Source organism: Arthrobacter sp. NPDC055585, assembly GCF_053619115.1.
This window is the reverse complement of sequence record NZ_JBSHIT010000007.1, coordinates 35,297-49,640: the sequence shown is the minus strand read 5'-3', so window position 1 is coordinate 49,640 and position 14,344 is coordinate 35,297. Positions and strand designations below refer to the sequence as shown.

The following is a 14,344-nucleotide window of genomic DNA, read 5'->3' as shown; positions in this document are numbered from 1 at the left end:
TCATCCTGGCCTATGTTGTCCGGCATGGGGGAAATCCGATGGGACATCCAAGTACCAGGCGTACTGTCGCTGCTGCGCGACGCCGAAAACCTGATTCTTGAGTGCGAGCCCGCCAAGGACTCCGCCCAGGAAGCACTGAACGCGCTGGAAACGGCGCTGGCAGACTGCCCGGAACTCGCCGACGCCGTCGACCGGCTGCGTTTTGAGGTCATCGCCAATGACATGACGGACATTATGGTGCGCTGCAACAATGCGGTTGAGGGAACCCGGGAAAGCGTGCAGGCGTACGTGGACGGAGACCGGGAGATGGCCGATCTGGCAGACAAGGCCGCGTCGCTGGCCAACCCCGGAGCAGCAGGCTACCGCCCCGGCTCACACGGACACCGGATGGTGCAGTAGATGGGTTTGATCAACGTAGACCTTTCGGCGTTCGAGAAGCTTCCGCAGGCCGGAATCCTGCGGATCCAGGCCTCGAAGCTGGCTGCAGCCGGAAACAGCTTCACGGAGCCGGTAGCGGATGCCGCAGGCAAATGGCAGGCCCTTGACGGTCTGTATGAGACACCGCAAAAACACCTCGTCCTGAACGCGCTGACCTCCCCGGCCCGCCAGACCGCTGAGCTGGCCGGGAACACAGAAGCCGCCGCCGGTGCCATCCGGACCTTCGCGGACGCTGTCGACATCATCCGGACCACAAGGGCGTCCCTGCGCAGCGACATAGCTGCTGCGGACCGGGAACTGGCCGCAATGCTGGAGGACCCTGCTGCCGGCCTCGGCGAGCAGTTCGAGAACTCCCTGGTCCGCTACCAGTGGGATTTCCAGGGCCGCGCAGTGCAGCTCGCCTCCGACTACGAAGAGGCGAGGGCCGCGTGCCTGAGGGCCCTCTCAGCGGTGGGAAGAGCCAGCACCGACGTGAACTCCTACTATTCCTCCGGCCGGCTGGACCTGCTCAGCCACGATGCTGAGCGCCTGCACCGGCTCGCGGTGTCCCCGGATGCCTCGCTGGAGGACGTCCAGCGCTACTACGACCATCTGGCCGGCATGGACGCAGCCCGCTACCGCGAGTTCGCTGCAGATTACCCGGAAGCGGCAGTTCTTCCGCCCCGGCTGGGCCTGGCAGCAGAGCAGCAGGCCGCTTTCTGGCATTCCCTGGGTTCAGAGCAGCAGGCCGCGCTGGTTGAGGCGCTGCCTGCGGTCGCCGGCAATACCGAGGGGGTGCCCTACGGTATCCGGGCCGCAGCCAACGCCGCAGTCCTGGCCCTGGTACTCAAGCCCACGTGGCGGGCAACGGAAGGGCAGAGATCTTCCTACGAGGCGATCAGGCGGTCCCTGGACAATACCGGCTCCAAGGGCGTAAGCCGCAGCCTGATTTCCTTCGATCCGGCAGAGCCGCCGCTGGCGGCCGTAGCCGTCGGAGATATGGATACGGCCAGCAGCATCACGGCCAATATCTCCGGCATGGGCAGTTCCACCGAGGACATGGAGAGCGCCGTACGGCTGGCCAGAAACCTCTACAGCGAACAGGAGATGCTCGGAGGGCAGCCTGCGGTGCTGGCCTGGATCGGCTATGACGCTCCGGACATGCCGATGTCCACCGAGGTCCTCTTCTCCGACAAAGCGCGGACCGGCGGTGCGAAACTGGCCACGGTCATTGACGGTTTCTACCACACCCGTGGCCCGGAGAACCCGCCGTGGGTCAGCGTGAGCGCCCATTCCTACGGCACCACCACCGCTGCGTATGCCCTCGCCGAGACCGAACACACCATCGATTCGGCGGTCTTCTACGGTTCGGCCGGCATTGACCCCGAGGCTGCTGGGAGCGCAGCTGATCTGAACGTACGCAGCGGGGAGGTCTACGCCACGCTCGGCCGTGCCGACTTGGTCGCTCCGCTGGGAAGAGCAGGATCCCAGCTCGGCGATCCGCGGCTGAGCCCTTCGTCAGACACCTGGGGGGCGAAGGTCTTCAGCTCCGAGACAGCCGTCATTGACGGCGAGGAACTCCGCGGCAACGGCGGGCATGGCGGAGAAGGCACAACGGTTGGAGCAGGCATCACGGAGACCGAAAAGGGCGGCGGATACCTGGACCCTGACACGGTGAGCCTGCGCAACATTGCCGCGGCATCTTCCGGCCAGGGCGGCATCGTTGATCTCATTCCCCAATCGGACACCGATGCTGCGCTTAGCCGCCTCTCCGAACAGGCCGCCGGCATCTACTACGCTCCCGGCCGGGCAGTCGACTCGGTCCAGGAAGGCGCAACGGCGTTTGTAGACAAAACCCAGGTGTCAGGCGACAAAGTCGTGGACATCGTTCAGGCAGGTCTGATGGTCGCCGCGGACACGCTGCAGGAACAGTACCTGCCTGATGTTGGGCCTTTCCGGAATCCGCTGAACCCGGTGGTCGACGGCCTGCAAAGCACGGCCCTGGAGACAACGGACGCTCTCCAGGAAAAGTTCAATAACGCAATAGACAAGTCCCAGAGTACCGTTGACACAATTGTCGATGCCCATCAGAAAGCAGCAGATGAATACTTCAAGAGGCCGTGGCGCGTGGTCGAATTCGTGGCGGGGAAACTCGTTGCGGTTCGGGGTGCTGACTAGCGCCGGACTGCTTGCCGTACTGACCCTGAGTTCATGTGCCCAAGGAGCCAATGTGCCTGACAACGCTGCAGCCTCATCCACCCATGCCTCTGCGGACCCCTCCGCCGGAACCGGCGGCCGTCCCGCTCCCGAAGTTTTCGACCGTTTTATGTCCATGACCAGCGCCGCCGTTGAGGCCACAAAAACCGACGGCTGGAAGCATGAGGACGGATCAGCCTGGGAACCGTGGGCAGCCGATCTGACTTTCAACCCGCAGCTCTGCCCGGATTCGAAGGGCGGCCAGGACGCCCGCGACCTGCAGCTCTCCCTCAAGGGTCCGGTACCCGCCGATCCCCGTGAAGCACGCGATGAGATGCGCACCTACCTGGAAGCCAGCGGGTTCACACTCCGGTCGGTCATTGATCCGCCGGACGGAAAAGAATCCAACCTGCCCTACAGCGTTGCCGCTGCGGGGGAAGATGGTTCGTTGATCGTTTACGCGGCCAACGGGGTGGGGGCCTTCCTGAACCTTGAGAGCGAGTGCTCCAGCCATCCCTCGCTCGAGCATGAGGTCAGCGCCGTGACGCGTTAGCGGCGCGGGCATCACTCATCACGGTCCGGTTGTGTGAGGCGCAGTTCCTCCACATCAAGCCGGGTTTCGAGCAGGCGGAGCACACGGTCATCGATGGTGCGTCCGTCGCGCAGCGCAAGGATTACCGTGCGCTTGCGTTCTAGGAGCGCCAGCCGCAGCTCGGTCTCCTGCTGCCAGCGTTCAAGGGCCGGGGCGGGCTCTCCCTGCGATTGTGCTTCATTGTTGGCCCGCAGCACCTCCAGATGATGGCGGTACTCATGCTCAAGGCGTGCCACCACTCGCCCGTCCGTTCCGAGCCGGGCTGCCAGCTCCGGCAGCAGGGACAGTCCGTCCTCGGCAGAGCGCATCTCCGCCAGACGGCGTTCCTCTTCCAGCCGGGTGTCCTCCGGCAGCTTCGCCCAGCGGACGATGACCGGAAGCAGCGGACCCTGGACGGTCAGCGTCACCAGGATCACCCCTGCCGTCACGAAGATGATCTGGCCCCGGTCCGGAAAGGGCGTGCCGGCCGCCGTCAGAGCCGGGACGCCCAGTGCTGCTGCCAGGGACACAGCACCGCGGAAGCCTGCCATGCCGCTGAGGATGCGGGAGCGGTTGCTGACCCGGCGCAGCTTCTGCGACGGCCGCCGGTCGATCAGCCGGATCAGGTAGGTCGTGGAGAACAGGAACGCGATGCGCACCAGCACCAGCACCACTGACACTGCTGCCACCGCCACCAGCCCCACGGCGATCTGCGGTCCGTTCAGCAGCCGCACCGCCACGTGCAGCTCAATCCCGATCAGCACGAACAGCGCCGCGTTGAGCATAAACGTGGAGAAGGACCAGAAGGCCTGCGACTGGCGGCGGGCCAGTGCCGCCGTCACCCGGGGACCGGCCTGGCTCATGATCAGGCCGACGACGACGACGGCGAGCACTCCCGATCCTCCGGTTTCCTCCGCCAGCAGGAAGGCAGCGAAGGGGGTGACGAAAGTGGCGACGTTGCTCAGCATGGGATCCTGGATGCGCCGGCGCACCCAGATCCCGGCCCAGGCCGCCAGCAGACCGGCAACTATTCCGCCGCCGTAGGAGAGCGCCAGGATCCCGGAGATGGACAGCGGCGTGTACCCGCCGTCTCCGGCCACGATCCCCACAGCGACGGCGTAGATGACCAGTGCTGTGCCGTCGTTTATCAGGCTTTCAGCACGCAGCACGGTGACATTGCGGTGGGGCAGACTCCGGGCGAGGGCCGCCACAGCCGTCGCGTCGGTCGGTGCCAGGGCGGCGCCCAGCACCCACGCCGGCCCCCAGGGCATGCCCAGGGCATTGGCCGTGAACGCGACTGCTGCTGCGGTCACCAGGACGAGCCCCGTACCGGTCAGGACAATGCCGCGCAGGTTGCTGCGGATCTCCCGCAAAGACGTTGTCAGGCTTTCCCAGTACAGCAGGGCAGGCAGGAAGAGCAGCAGCACCACTTCGGAAGGCAGCTCCACCTGCCGGAACGCCGGCACAAATCCCAGCGCCACTCCCCCGGCCAGCAGCAGCAGCGGCGGGGCAATCCGAAGCCTTTGCGCTCCCAGCGAGCAGGCCAGAATCGCGACCCCGAGTGCCACTACAAGTTCAAGACCGAGCACGGGCCAACCTTCCCTCGGGCAGTCTTCCGGCTGGGCAGCCTCCTTAAGTGTGCCGAGCGCGGACAGCTCCGTCGAGGGCAGGCAGCATCAGGCCGCGGCGCCCGCCCGGCGGCTTAGCTGCCCGGCCGGCGCAGCATCGACCAGACCGGCGGTCCACCGCCGGGCATGTCCGAGACCGACCACACGTCGAATCCGAACCGGCGGTAGAACGCCACGTTGGATTGTGCGGAGGTCTCCAGCGCTATTGCCCGGTCCGGGCCGGCCGCCAGCATTGACTCCATCAGCTGGGTGCCCAGGCCGTTTCCTTGTTCCTGCGGGGCGACGGCGATGGTGGCCAGCGTCCACGCGCCGGCCGGAGGCTGTGGAAGGGGATACTCAAGGTTGCGGACGGATTCGCCGTGGAGGGAGGCGATTTTCTCCTGCAGTTCCGGGCTCAGGGATGCCAGTTCTTCCAGATTGGGAGGGAGCAGGACCGCGACGGCGGTGAACACCGCGTTGGTCCACACCTCGCCGTGCGGGAGGGCGAGGTGTTCCAGATAAATCCGCTGGATGGCACCGATCCGGGCTTCGCGGCGCTCGTTGTCCACGGTCCAGCGGGTCCAGGCGTAGTCTGCGAAGGCTTCTCCCAGAACGGCGGACAAGCCCGCTATCTGAGCTGCGGAGGCCTGCTCCAGCCGTGCAATCCCCATGCTTTGGTCTTCTCCAAGTCCCTGTTTCACCTCCGTCTTTGCCGGAGGTGAGCTACTGCTGCCGGTTCCAGACCCTGCGCCACCACGGTCTGTGCGGCTCCGGCACCGGATCCGGAGCGGCATCCCCGGCCCGGCGATCCCGCCAGCGCTGCACCTCCAGCTCGACGTCCCGCAGCTTGGTAATGACCGGCGGCCCGCCCAGCAGCTGCCTCCGGGCCTCGATGATCCGCCGGTTGAAGTCTTCCACAGTTTCGCGCACCTGCGCAGCCGAGGGTTTGGCGTCCAGGACACCGTCGAGCTCCGCGTCCTCCACCCTCAGCAGCAGCGCAGGAGGGCCCAGTCCGCTGATATTCTCACGTTCGATCAGTCCCTTGACCCACCAGTCCGGGTCATTGGCTTCCCCCAGGTTGGGGATGGGTTTGCCCGCGTACTGCAGGTTGTCGAAATCCCCGCGCATCATTGCATCCCGGATCAGGTAGTCCGCCTTGCTGGCTGGATCAACCTGTTCCTTCCTGCGCCGCAGGTCCGCTTCCTCGGGAGTCTCCTCACCGGCCGTTTCAGGAGCTCCTGCTGCCCGTAACCTTGCTGCCCGTTCCATCCGACGCCGGTAGGCGTCAGCCCCGCGGTTGCCCATTTGCTGCTTGTCCTCCCAGCCCTCAGGGGCTAGCGGTCGATCGTTTTCTCCAGTTCTTCAGGGAAGCGGGCGCCTTCAATCGGAATCCGGGCAGCGGCGTCGTCGAGCGCTTGAAGGTCCTCCGCACTCAGGGTGACGCTGGTGGCTTCGAGGTTCTCCTCCAGCCGCTCAAGTTTCCGTGTTCCCGGAATCGGCACAATCCACGGTTTCTGTGCCAGCAGCCAGGCCAGGGCGATCTGGGCGGGCGTCGCGTCCTTGGCCTCACCGGTTCTCTCCAACAGGTCCACCATGGCCTGGTTCGCCTGCCGGGCCTGGGGCGTGAAGCGCGGCATCCTGCCCCGCATGTCCCCGGGAGCGAACTCAGTTGAGGAAGAGATCTTCCCGGTGAGGAAACCCCGCCCCAGCGGACTGAACGGAACAAAGCCGATTCCCAGCTCCGCGCAGGCCGGCAGCACGTGTTCCTCCGGTTCGCGCCACCACAGCGAGTACTCGCTCTGCACCGCAGTGACGGGCTGAACGGCATTGGCGGCCCGGATGGTATCCGCCGAAGCCTCGGACAGGCCGAAGTGCTTGACCTTGCCCTCGCTGATGAGGTCCTTCACCGTTCCGGCCACATCTTCAATTGGCACGTTGGGATCGACCCGGTGCTGGTAGAGCAGGTCGATCGACTCCGTCTGCAGCCGCCGCAGGGATCCCTCCACGGCTTCCCGGATGTGCTCGGGGCGGCTGTCCCGGCCCACCTGGCGGCCTTCCCCATTGATCGTGAACCCGAACTTGGTGGCCACCACCACCCGGTCCCGGAACGGTGCCACTGCCTCACCCACGAGCTCTTCGTTGATGTAGGGACCGTAGACTTCCGCCGTGTCGAAAAGCCGCACCCCGCGGTCAAAGGCGGTACGGATCAGGTTGATCGCATCTTCACGGCTCCCCGACGGCCCGTAGCCCTGGCTGAACCCCATGCAGCCCAGACCCAGCTCCGATACTTTCAGGCCCGCCATCCCCAGTTCACGCGTTTTCATCCGTTGTCTCCCGTCACCCGGACACTCAGCGCTCGACGCCGGATGGGCTGGCTGGGGGTCCGTTCCACTGGTTTTGCCTTCCACCCTGCGCCCGGCCGGCCGCGCCGTCAACAACTTCGGCGACGTGCCCCGGGAAATCCTCAGTCCACCTGCACTACCGCGCCGCCGGTGAGCCGGACGAGTTCGTCCAGATCGGTCCGGAACACGGAGAACGGCGTTCCGGCTGCCACCCACACGTCCGGGTAGCCGCCCAGGTCACGGTCAATGACGGTCTTCACGGCCGCGGGATGTCCTACCGGGGCCACACCACCGACCCGCTGGCCGGTCGCTTCGTATACCTGCTCCGCTGAAGCGCGTTTGATCTTCTGCTTGTTCAGCCGCTGTGCCAGTGCTGCGGTGTCCACCCGGTGGGCGCCGCTGGTGATCACCAGGAGGGGAACGCCGTCGGCCATAAACACCAGCGAGTTGCCAATGGCTCCGACGTCGCAGCCCAGGGTCTGTGCCGCCTCGGCCGCCGTCCGCGCCGAACCATCCGTGAGAACCACCTGCGCTGCTGACCCCTGGTCTGCCAGTGCCTGTTTGACGCGCTCCACCGCAGCTGCCCATGCCGGATTCTCCATGCCCGCGACACTAGCAAAACCGAGCAGTGCTGCGTCGTCATATTCCGGCTGGAACGTTCTGGCCTAGCTGCGGGTAATGGTGTCCGGCTCCGGTCCGGAGCGGACACCGGTGTCCAGGGCACTGATGCTGGAGAGTTCTTCGGCGCTGAGGGAGAAGTCGAACAGGTCAATGTTCTCCGCGATCCGCTTGGGCGTGACGGACTTGGGGATGACGCAGATGCCAAGCTGGATCTCCCAGCGGAGAATCACCTGCGCCGGGGTCTTGTGGTGCGCCGCAGCAATGCCAACGATCACCGGATCGTGCAGCGGGTCTTTCGGCGCAGCGCCGGAGCCGTGTTTCCAGTAGCGGGTGACGCCTCCGATGGGTGACCACGCTTCAGTGAGGATGCCGTTCTCCAGGTTGAAGGAGCGCAGTTCCGGTTCGCTGAAGTACGGATGGACCTGGATCTGGTTCACCGCCGGTACGACGTCGCTGCGCGCGAGCAGCTCGCTCAGCTCCGCTGTGCTGAAGTTGCTGACGCCGATGGCCCGGACCCGGCCCTGCTCGTAGAGTGTCTGAAGCGCCCGCCAGGAGGCGATGGTCGCTTCGAAGTCAGAGGGCAGCGGCTGGTGAAGCAGGTAGAGATCCAGCACGTCCAGCCCCAGCCGGGCCATGCTGGCGTCGAAGGCGCGCAGCGCTGAGTCATACCCGTAGTCATCCACCCACAGCTTCGTGGTGATGAAGAGTTCGGCGCGGTCGACGCCGGACTGCGCCAGGGCAGCACCCACCTCGGTCTCGTTGTGGTAGGCAGCTGCGGTGTCGATCAGCCGGTAGCCGTTGGCCAGTGCGGTCTCCACCGCAACTGTGGTTTCTGCGGGAGCGCTGCGGTACACCCCAAATCCCACAGCATTCAGCGCTATGCCGTTGTTCAGGGTCAGCTTGGGCATGATGGCGTTCATCGCAGCTCCTAGCACGCAATTGCTCCGGTCTTCCAAGAATCCCGCAGTCTGCCTGCAGTGGACAGCCTTTGACGCTTTGGCGGGTGCTGGTTTGGCGACGCCGGTCAGGCGCGTGCCGCCCGGTGCCGGCGCACGGCAGCGCGGTTGCCGCAGCGGACGGAGCAAAAACGCTGCCTGCCGTTGCGGGTAACATCCACCACGACGTTTCGGCAGTAGTCCCCGGGCGCCTCGCCTGCCTCGCAGCGCCGTAGCCGGGACATGCCCCGAGTGGTCAGGTGCAGCGCCGTGCCCACGCTGAACACTGCCAGCAGGACCTCCGCCAGCGACTGGCCGCCGTCGCGGTAATGCAGGTGCCAACCCTCCTGGTCGTGATCCGTGAGCCGCGGGTAGGCCGCGGCGTCCTTCATCAGGACGTTCAGCAGCATGGCACGGAGATCCGGGGTTTCGGCGTCCACAACCTCAAGCCAGCGCTGGATAACCCGGTGCACCTCCCGGTGATCACCCGGGGCCTCGGGAAAGGTCATGGTCATCCCGAACTCGCGGGTGCGCTCGATGATTCCTGCCCGGGAATCCGGCCAGTCGTTGGCCAGCGAGGCGGCCAGCAGCACGGCGTATTCACCGTAAGGGTTGAGATGCATAAGAGCATTACAGCATGCTCAGGGACATGAACAGTGATTTGGACCCGGGACGCAGACCATCAGCAGCGGCATTGACCTGCGAGCATGCCTGGGCCACGGACTCCCGGCACCCGACCTCGCAGGGAATCGTTGCTTATGTGCGGTGTGTCCGCTGCCCGGCGCTCCGGGTGGAGCTGGGCACCTCGGGATCCACGATGCCTGCCAGGGCGGTAAGCGTTCCCGTAGGGGTATCCGCCAGCACCAAGGCTGCAGCGCCGTCGTCCTTCCGTCCCGCACGCCTGCCAACCCGGCCGTAGCCGGGGCCATCGACCCGTCCGGCGTTGTTCGGCGGCTGCCGGCGGGGAAGACTGGGACCAGTCGAGGGAACGGAGCGGATCATGGCTGCTGACGTTTTGGTCGTCATCGGAGCGGGAGGCATGGGGCTGGCGGTGGTGCGCCGCTGCGGAGCGGGGCGCAAGGTCCTGCTGGCCGATTTCAATGAGGCCCTGCTGCAGGACGCCGTGGATACGGCGCTCGCGGACGGGTACGACGTCGAATCCTCCGGTGTGGACGTCTCCTCGCGGAATTCGGTGGCTGCGCTGGCAGCGATTGCCCGGGAATTGGGCCGGGTCACCGCCGTCGTGCATACGGCGGGCCTCTCCCCCGTGCAGGCACCGGCTGAGGCGATCTGGAAGGTGGACCTGTACGGAGTGGCAGTGGTGCTGGAGGAATTCGAGAAGGTCATTGCCCCGGGAGGCGCGGGAGTGGTGATCGCATCCATGTCCGCCTACCTGGCCGGCGGCAGCATCCCGTCCGATGTTCTGGCGGAACTGGCTGCCAAACCGGCCGATGACCTGCTGGGCCTGCCATTCGTGACCGGCATTGATAACCCGGGATATGCGTACTCCGCCGCCAAGCGCGCCAACCAGGTGCGGGTGCAGTCCGCCAGCGTCCGCTGGGGTGCCCGCGGCGCGCGGGTCAACAGCATCAGTCCGGGAGTCATCTCCACACCGATGGGCCAGCAGGAACTCGCGGGCGAGTCGGGAGCGCAGATGCGGGCCATGATCGACGGTTCGGGAACCGGCCGGGTGGGAACGCCGGGCGACATCGCCAACGCTGCGGCGTTCCTGCTCAGCCCGGATGCCTCGTTTGTGACGGGTGTGGACCTGCTGGTCGACGGCGGTGTGGTGGCGGCGCTGGAAGCCGGGCGGGCGGCGGCGTCGGCCGGGTGATTTGGTTCCGGTTTGCTGGCGGGGCGGGTGCCGGGGCGGGGCGCCGGCTGCACAGATTCCCAGCCGTCGTTGCAGTTGGTATCTCTTGGGGTCACAGCAGTGAACAGGCGTAACGAAGAGTGGGAAGCCGTGCGCTGGAAGTCTCAGTAAGTCGGCGCCGGCGGCAGGCCGGCGAATTCTTCAAGAGTCTTTCCACTGCGGTGCAGTTTCGCGGCGACTTCCGTACCCACATAACGCAGGTGCCAGGGTTCGTAGGCGAACCCGGTCACGTTTTCTTTCCCGGCGGGATACCGGATGAGGAATCCGTACCGGTGCGCGTTCTCCGCGGCCCACGCCCCAGCCGGTGTGGCCTCGAAGCAAGTCTCCAGAGCACAGGTTCCATCTGCGTTGCCAATGTCCACGGCCAGTCCGGTCTGGTGCTCACTGTGCCCCGGCCGTGCCGAAATGCCGTCCGCCGCGGCATCCCCGTAGCTTGCCGAGTAGGAGGAATGGATGTGGGCCTGGTCCTCGGCGGTCCGATACCCGCTGACTGCAGTGATGCCGACGCCGGCAGCGGCCGCGTCAGCACTCAGCTGCCCGTACGCTGCAGCGGCCTCGGGCCGCAGCAGCACTCCCTGAGCGTCGTGCAGTTCCTTCGGAATGTACGCCGGATCCGCCAGCGGCCTGTTCTTGTTGACGACGACGGCGAGGCTGTCCGGAGAGTCAAAGTCCAGCTGCGCTGTTTGTGCGGAGGCCTGCTGGGCCAGCGACTCGGACCAGGACAGATACCCCAGCAGGCAGAGACAGATACACCCAATGAGGGCAATGTGTGTCTTGACGAGCTGGCGCGGCATATCTTCCTCCACCGCAACTTTCCCATAATTCCGGTGCACGCAGCAGTATTGACGCGGAGATTCACTGGCCGACGGCCAAGGCTGGACATGCCCGGGGCACCCACGCAGCCACGGAACCCGCAGGGTAGCGGAAGGCTCAGCCCGCCGGCAGCTCCAGGTAACGCCCGCCGAGCTCATAGGCGAGGTCCCGCATGTCCTCTTCCGATGGGACCGGCCCGCGGAGCAGCGGAAACACGTACCAGTTGCTGCCTTCAGCGATGCCCGCCGGCCCGTTTTCTGCGCCTTCGGCAAGCTTGCCGGACACGGTAATCCGGTCCTCGGCACTCGCGAAACGGATGACCTGCAGTGTATCGGTGCACATGGCGTACTCCAGGGTCGCAATCTCCTCGAACGCCATGATGACCGGCTCTGCTGACGTTCCTGCATCGCACCCGTGCAGGCCGTTGACTGCGGCCAGCAGTTCCTGCGCCGACGTGAAGCTGGACAATTCAGCCGGCTCAGCCACCTGCTCGCCGGTGCTTCCGCAGCCAGCGGCCAGGACGACGGCGGCCGTCCCTGCCGCCAGCACAAGTTTCCGGTTGCTCTTCTGCATGTGTCCCCCACGTTCCACGGTGCCCGGGATGGGCAGCACCCCATCCTTACATGCCGCAGACACGTTCGGCAGATTAGACCTGTTCAGCCAGTACCGAGTAGGGAAGCTTCGTCCCAAGGATCCGCTCGGCAGCACGGTGCCCGGAACACAGGGCCGCGTTTACCGTCGCGGGGTCCGCTTCCCAGGTTGCTTCCCCGGCCAGATGCAGGACGCCGTCGATCGGCTCTGCGATACGGGTGTGGTCCTCGGCGGTGCACCCGCGCGCCATGTACGCATAGGCTCCGCCAGCCCACTCGTCGCCCTGCCAGTCGGTGATCCTGGCGTGCGCCGGATCGAGGGTCCGCTCACCGTAGATCTCCCGAAGCGAAGCCATGACCGACTCCACCACGCGCTCGTCGGACCAGTTCCGGATTTCCTGCGCGCACTCCCCTGCCGCGAACGTCAGCAGCGTCGGTTCTCCATGCAGATCGGTGAGGTCGTACCAGGAATGCCACCACTTCGCGGCGCTGCCCTGGCGGCGGATGGCGTACACGCCGTCGTCCCAGAAACGTTTTGGAAAGCGCAGGAAGACCTTCTCGAAAGCGTTCATCCGGAATTTGGAGAGCGCACCGGTGACCGCGTCAGGCAGCGGCGGGTCGAACGCGATGCACTTCGACTGCAGGACGCCGACCGGAACCGTCACCACGGCCTGGGCAGCGGTAAAAGTCCCGCGGTCCGTCTCCACGACGACGCCGGACTCCACCCCGGCGGCTCCCACACGGGCCACGCATGTCACCACGTGTTCAAGGCGCACATCGAGCCCCGCCGCGAGGTTTGACGCCAGCTGGTCGTACCCGTCCGGGAAGACCACCTCATCCCCAACGATCACCTCGTCCTCGAGTCCGTGTGCGTCGAGGAGACGGGAATCGGCGCCGTACTGCTCCTCCGACCGGTGGTCCAGGTACTCAACCACCCGTACCGCGCGTTCCGCGTCCCAGCCCCCAGCTGCCGCCACCTGCGCTACGGCAGTGCGGGCCGCCTCCGCGTAGCTCGCGCCCGGCGGCATGGCCTCAATGACGGTGGTGAGCTGGTCTTCAACGCGGGCGGCATCGGCGATGAACTGATCAGCGGCACTGTCGGAGAGCCGGGCGCCGTCGGGCCCGTAGTAGGCGATCGGCCGGCCACCGGGCTGGTAGCTGCCCACGGTGAACTCGACGTCGGCCATGCCGAACGCGCCAGTCAGCGCGTGCAGCGGACCGCCGTCGATCCCATGGATCCAGGAGGCTCCGAGGTCCGTGACCCGGCCGTCCAGGCGCTCGGTGTGCAGCCGTCCGCCGATGCGGTCCCGTGCTTCCAGCACCGCGACCTTTTGCCCGAGGGCTGCGAGGACACGGGCAGCACTGAGGCCGGACACTCCGGCGCCCACAACGATTGTGTCGAATTCCTGCGTACGGATATCCACGTGTAACTCGCTTTTCAAATAGCGGGAACCTTTTCGATTTTTACATTAGTGCGACGCCGTTATACCCATGATTTCTGTGTCATCTCGGAGACGTTCGACTTCACAGAGAGCCCGGTGCTCGTTCACGATGTCTACTGGATGCCATTCGTAAGGAGCCGAAACCATGACAGACCTTCAGTGTCCGGCCATTGTCGTCCTCATCGCGGGTGATGCTGCAGCTCCATCCTGGCTCAGCCGTGTCGCCGCCGAATTTGTAGTGGACGGGGACGCTGCGGACCTTGGACGTTTGGTCGAAGAGTCGACAGATCTGTTTCGGGGCGAAACCTTTGTTGTCCGGGCAGCCCTCTCCGGAATCCGTGAGGTCCTTCGGAAGCGCGGCATTCCCTCGGACCCTCCTGTCGCAGTGGAAGTTGATTCCAGCGGGTGGCGCTTGGCCTCTCCCGGTTAGAAGAGTTGCGCCTGCGCCGCGCACCGGGCATCCCGGTGAGGCACTTTCGTGGAAGGCTGGACCCATGGACCTCGTGGTAACACCGGAGCTGACGATTCCGGCGGCGGAACTCGAGTGGCGTTTCTCCCGTTCGTCTGGTCCGGGAGGCCAGCACGTCAACACCACGGACACCCGCGTTGCCCTGTCCTGGAACGTTGCCGACTCAGCAGTGCTGTCGGACGACCAGCGCACGAAACTGCTCCAGCGCCTCAAAAGCCGCCAAATCGCCGGCGCCCTGGTTGTCACGGCTTCCGAGCAGCGTTCCCAGCTCCGTAACCGGGAGATTGCGCTGGCGAAACTGGCCGCGATGGTGGCGGACAGTCTGGCACCGGCCCCCGCTGCCCGCCGCCGGACCAAACCCACACGCGGGTCCAAGGCCCGGCGCCTCGATGCGAAAAAGCAGCGGTCTGCCACCAAGCAGCTGCGGCAGAAACCGCCCAGGTATTAGGGCTTCCTCCTGCGCCTCAG

Annotated in this window: 17 protein-coding genes; 6 read left to right on the top strand and 11 right to left on the bottom strand. The window is 65.8% G+C overall.

The annotated features are described in order from the left end of the window. Nucleotides 1-24: 24 nt before the first annotated feature. From ACWGQ2_RS12670 to ACWGQ2_RS12660, 3 genes are read left to right on the top strand one after another with little or no spacing between them, the layout of a single operon-like run. On the top strand, nucleotides 25-399 hold the full coding sequence (locus ACWGQ2_RS12670; protein WP_452017771.1) for a DUF6507 family protein: 375 nt from the start codon (nucleotides 25-27) through the stop codon (nucleotides 397-399). Continuing rightward, a complete protein-coding gene (locus tag ACWGQ2_RS12665) occupies nucleotides 400-2,595 on the top strand; it encodes an alpha/beta hydrolase (RefSeq protein ID WP_452017769.1) in 2,196 nt (731 codons plus the stop codon). A gap of 52 nt (nucleotides 2,596-2,647) precedes the next feature. Beyond that, a complete protein-coding gene (locus tag ACWGQ2_RS12660; RefSeq protein ID WP_452017767.1) occupies nucleotides 2,648-3,166 on the top strand; it encodes a hypothetical protein in 519 nt (172 codons plus the stop codon). 11 nt (nucleotides 3,167-3,177) lie between these two features. Here ACWGQ2_RS12660 and ACWGQ2_RS12655 read toward each other — a convergent pair whose 3' ends face one another. The 8 genes from ACWGQ2_RS12655 to ACWGQ2_RS12620 form a co-directional block, all read right to left on the bottom strand. Next, nucleotides 3,178-4,773 carry a Na+/H+ antiporter gene (locus tag ACWGQ2_RS12655; protein WP_452017765.1) on the bottom strand — a complete coding sequence of 532 codons (1,596 nt, stop codon included), beginning with the start codon at nucleotides 4,771-4,773 and terminating at the stop codon, nucleotides 3,178-3,180. Between the two features lie 113 nt (nucleotides 4,774-4,886). Further along, nucleotides 4,887-5,462, bottom strand: coding sequence for a GNAT family N-acetyltransferase (locus ACWGQ2_RS12650; RefSeq protein WP_452017763.1), 576 nt, complete (start codon nucleotides 5,460-5,462; stop codon nucleotides 4,887-4,889). A 52-nt stretch (nucleotides 5,463-5,514) separates the two neighbouring features. Beyond that, a complete protein-coding gene (locus ACWGQ2_RS12645) occupies nucleotides 5,515-6,096 on the bottom strand; it encodes a DnaJ family domain-containing protein (protein WP_452017761.1) in 582 nt (193 codons plus the stop codon). A gap of 29 nt (nucleotides 6,097-6,125) precedes the next feature. Beyond that, nucleotides 6,126-7,115 (bottom strand): aldo/keto reductase, encoded by a 990-nt coding sequence (locus ACWGQ2_RS12640; RefSeq protein ID WP_452017759.1) that lies wholly within the window; start codon nucleotides 7,113-7,115, stop codon nucleotides 6,126-6,128. Between the two features lie 140 nt (nucleotides 7,116-7,255). After that, nucleotides 7,256-7,735 (bottom strand): YbaK/EbsC family protein, encoded by a 480-nt coding sequence (locus ACWGQ2_RS12635; protein WP_452017757.1) that lies wholly within the window; start codon nucleotides 7,733-7,735, stop codon nucleotides 7,256-7,258. 63 nt (nucleotides 7,736-7,798) lie between these two features. Beyond that, nucleotides 7,799-8,674 (bottom strand): aldo/keto reductase, encoded by an 876-nt coding sequence (locus tag ACWGQ2_RS12630; RefSeq protein WP_452017755.1) that lies wholly within the window; start codon nucleotides 8,672-8,674, stop codon nucleotides 7,799-7,801. A 104-nt stretch (nucleotides 8,675-8,778) separates the two neighbouring features. Next, nucleotides 8,779-9,312 (bottom strand): CGNR zinc finger domain-containing protein, encoded by a 534-nt coding sequence (locus tag ACWGQ2_RS12625; protein WP_452017753.1) that lies wholly within the window; start codon nucleotides 9,310-9,312, stop codon nucleotides 8,779-8,781. Between the two features lie 133 nt (nucleotides 9,313-9,445). Next, nucleotides 9,446-9,691, bottom strand: a complete 246-nt coding sequence (locus ACWGQ2_RS12620; protein WP_452017751.1) for a hypothetical protein — start codon at nucleotides 9,689-9,691, stop codon at nucleotides 9,446-9,448. Here ACWGQ2_RS12620 and ACWGQ2_RS12615 point away from each other — a divergent pair. Beyond that, nucleotides 9,690-10,523: an SDR family oxidoreductase gene (locus ACWGQ2_RS12615; RefSeq protein ID WP_452017749.1), complete on the top strand. Its 834-nt coding sequence runs from the start codon at nucleotides 9,690-9,692 to the stop codon at nucleotides 10,521-10,523. The two genes, ACWGQ2_RS12620 and ACWGQ2_RS12615, sit on opposite strands and share 2 nt — an antisense overlap. Nucleotides 10,524-10,666: 143 nt before the next feature. On the opposite strand, the gene ACWGQ2_RS12610 is transcribed toward ACWGQ2_RS12615, so the two are convergent. The 3 genes from ACWGQ2_RS12610 to ACWGQ2_RS12600 all read right to left on the bottom strand — a co-directional run bounded on the left by ACWGQ2_RS12610 (nucleotide 10,667) and on the right by ACWGQ2_RS12600 (nucleotide 13,407). Beyond that, nucleotides 10,667-11,356 carry a M15 family metallopeptidase gene (locus ACWGQ2_RS12610; RefSeq protein ID WP_452017747.1) on the bottom strand — a complete coding sequence of 230 codons (690 nt, stop codon included), beginning with the start codon at nucleotides 11,354-11,356 and terminating at the stop codon, nucleotides 10,667-10,669. A gap of 136 nt (nucleotides 11,357-11,492) precedes the next feature. Continuing rightward, nucleotides 11,493-11,948, bottom strand: coding sequence for a hypothetical protein (locus tag ACWGQ2_RS12605; RefSeq protein ID WP_452017745.1), 456 nt, complete (start codon nucleotides 11,946-11,948; stop codon nucleotides 11,493-11,495). Nucleotides 11,949-12,021: 73 nt separating this feature from the next. Continuing rightward, complete coding sequence (locus ACWGQ2_RS12600) at nucleotides 12,022-13,407, bottom strand: flavin monoamine oxidase family protein (protein ID WP_452017743.1); 1,386 nt, start codon at nucleotides 13,405-13,407, stop codon at nucleotides 12,022-12,024. Nucleotides 13,408-13,552: 145 nt separating this feature from the next. Here ACWGQ2_RS12600 and ACWGQ2_RS12595 point away from each other — a divergent pair, with 145 nt between their 5' ends. Both ACWGQ2_RS12595 and arfB read left to right on the top strand, forming a co-directional pair. Then, the gene (locus ACWGQ2_RS12595; protein ID WP_452017741.1) at nucleotides 13,553-13,837 is read left to right on the top strand and encodes a hypothetical protein; all 285 of its coding nucleotides are present in this window, start codon (nucleotides 13,553-13,555) and stop codon (nucleotides 13,835-13,837) included. 64 nt (nucleotides 13,838-13,901) lie between these two features. Then, a complete protein-coding gene (arfB, locus tag ACWGQ2_RS12590; protein ID WP_452017739.1) occupies nucleotides 13,902-14,324 on the top strand; it encodes an alternative ribosome rescue aminoacyl-tRNA hydrolase ArfB in 423 nt (140 codons plus the stop codon). Nucleotides 14,325-14,344: the final 20 nt, after the last annotated feature.

What these genes read in the sequence shown, in the direction of transcription:
- ACWGQ2_RS12635 (WP_452017757.1), bottom strand. Translation starts at nt 7,735, where the DNA reads ATGGAGAATCCGGCATGGGCAGCTGCGGTGGAGCGCGTCAAACAGGCA.
- ACWGQ2_RS12595 (WP_452017741.1), top strand. Translation starts at nt 13,553, where the DNA reads ATGACAGACCTTCAGTGTCCGGCCATTGTCGTCCTCATCGCGGGTGAT.
- ACWGQ2_RS12625 (WP_452017753.1), bottom strand. Translation starts at nt 9,312, where the DNA reads ATGCATCTCAACCCTTACGGTGAATACGCCGTGCTGCTGGCCGCCTCG.
- ACWGQ2_RS12640 (WP_452017759.1), bottom strand. Translation starts at nt 7,115, where the DNA reads ATGAAAACGCGTGAACTGGGGATGGCGGGCCTGAAAGTATCGGAGCTG.
- ACWGQ2_RS12665 (WP_452017769.1), top strand. Translation starts at nt 400, where the DNA reads ATGGGTTTGATCAACGTAGACCTTTCGGCGTTCGAGAAGCTTCCGCAG.
- ACWGQ2_RS12615 (WP_452017749.1), top strand. Translation starts at nt 9,690, where the DNA reads ATGGCTGCTGACGTTTTGGTCGTCATCGGAGCGGGAGGCATGGGGCTG.
- ACWGQ2_RS12650 (WP_452017763.1), bottom strand. Translation starts at nt 5,462, where the DNA reads ATGGGGATTGCACGGCTGGAGCAGGCCTCCGCAGCTCAGATAGCGGGC.
- ACWGQ2_RS12630 (WP_452017755.1), bottom strand. Translation starts at nt 8,674, where the DNA reads ATGAACGCCATCATGCCCAAGCTGACCCTGAACAACGGCATAGCGCTG.
- ACWGQ2_RS12610 (WP_452017747.1), bottom strand. Translation starts at nt 11,356, where the DNA reads ATGCCGCGCCAGCTCGTCAAGACACACATTGCCCTCATTGGGTGTATC.
- arfB (WP_452017739.1), top strand. Translation starts at nt 13,902, where the DNA reads ATGGACCTCGTGGTAACACCGGAGCTGACGATTCCGGCGGCGGAACTC.
- ACWGQ2_RS12620 (WP_452017751.1), bottom strand. Translation starts at nt 9,691, where the DNA reads ATGATCCGCTCCGTTCCCTCGACTGGTCCCAGTCTTCCCCGCCGGCAG.
- ACWGQ2_RS12670 (WP_452017771.1), top strand. Translation starts at nt 25, where the DNA reads ATGGGGGAAATCCGATGGGACATCCAAGTACCAGGCGTACTGTCGCTG.
- ACWGQ2_RS12605 (WP_452017745.1), bottom strand. Translation starts at nt 11,948, where the DNA reads ATGCAGAAGAGCAACCGGAAACTTGTGCTGGCGGCAGGGACGGCCGCC.
- ACWGQ2_RS12645 (WP_452017761.1), bottom strand. Translation starts at nt 6,096, where the DNA reads ATGGGCAACCGCGGGGCTGACGCCTACCGGCGTCGGATGGAACGGGCA.